Origin of the sequence: Spongiactinospora sp. TRM90649 (genome assembly GCF_029382225.1) — a bacterium.
Lineage (GTDB): Bacteria > Actinomycetota > Actinomycetes > Streptosporangiales > Streptosporangiaceae > Spongiactinospora.
This window is the reverse complement of sequence record NZ_JARLTC010000094.1, coordinates 1-1,400: the sequence shown is the minus strand read 5'-3', so window position 1 is coordinate 1,400 and position 1,400 is coordinate 1. Positions and strand designations below refer to the sequence as shown.

Sequence of the window (1,400 nt, the reverse complement as noted above, 5' to 3'; positions counted from 1 at the left end):
CGGGCGGCGACCGCGTCGAAGGCGTCGGCGAAGGCCGGGAAGGTCTCGTAGAGTTCGCGGCCCATTCCGGCGCGCTGTGCGCCCTGGCCGGTGAACAGGAACGCCAGCCGTCCCTCGCCCACCGTGCCGCGCACCACGTTGGCGGCGCTGCGGTCCAGCGCGACGGCGTCGAGCCCGGCCCGGAAGCCGTCCGCGTCGGCCGCCAGCACCACGGCCCGCGACTCCAGCCCGGCCCGGGTGGTCGCCAGCGACCACGCGACGTCCACGGGGTCGGCGTCCGCGACGGCCTGGAGGGCGTCCGCGTGTGCCCGCAGCGCGGCGGTGGTCCGGGCGGAGAGCACCCACGGGACGACGCCGGGGTTCCGCTCCCCCGGCTCGTCGTCCCGGGCGGGCGTGGCCGCCGGGGGCTCCTCCAGGATGGCGTGCGCGTTGGTGCCGCTGATGCCGAAGGAGGAGACCGCCGCGCGGCGCGGGTGGCCGTTGACGGGCCAGTCGCGGGCCTCGGTGAGCAGCTCCACCGCGCCCGCCGTCCAGTCCACGTGCGGGGTCGGCTCCTCGGCGTGCAGGGTGCGCGGCAGCGTGCCGTTGCGCATCGCCATGACCATCTTGATCACGCCCGCGACGCCGGAGGCGGCCTGGGTGTGCCCGATGTTCGACTTCAGCGACCCCAGCCGCAGCGGCTCCTCGCGGTCCTGGCCGTAGGTGGCGAGCAGGGCCTGGGCCTCGATCGGGTCGCCCAGGCGGGTGCCCGTGCCGTGGCCCTCGACCACATCGACGTCGGCGGTGGTCAGCCCGGCGTTGGCCAGCGCCTGCCGGATCACCCGCTGCTGCGACGGGCCGTTCGGGGCGGTCAGGCCGTTGGAAGCGCCGTCCTGGTTGACGGCCGAGCCCCGGACCACGGCCAGCACCGTGTTCCCGTCGCGGACCGCGTCGGAGAGCCGCTGCACGGCGACCACCGCGACGCCTTCGGACCAGCCGGTGCCGTCCGCCGCCGCCGAGAACGCCTTGCAGCGCCCGTCGGAGGCGAGCCCGCCCTGCCGGGCGAACTCCTCGAAACCGGCCGTGGACGGCATGACCGTCACACCGCCCACCAGGGCCAGATCGCACTCGCCGCCGCGCAGCGACTGCGCCGCCCAGTGCAGCGCCACCAGCGAGGACGAGCAGGCCGTGTCCACGGTGATCGCCGGGCCTTCCAGTCCCAGCGTGTAGGCGACCCTGCCGGAGATGACGCTGTTGGCGGTGCCGGTCAGCAGGTGGCCCTGGGCCTCCTCGGGGACCAGCGCGCCCGCTCCGTAGAGGGAGTTCGACGCACCCACGAACACTCCGGCCCGGCTGCCGCTCAGCGACAGCGGGTCGATCCCGGCCCGCTCCAGGACCTCCCAGCAGGCTTCGAGGAGCAA

General features: G+C 75.5%; 1 protein-coding gene. It reads right to left on the bottom strand.

Annotated features, from left to right (window positions below; all coding sequences use genetic code 11):
* A partial coding sequence (locus P3X83_RS43130) for a beta-ketoacyl synthase N-terminal-like domain-containing protein (protein WP_277311250.1) occupies positions 1–1,400 on the bottom strand: 1,400 nt, incomplete at both ends.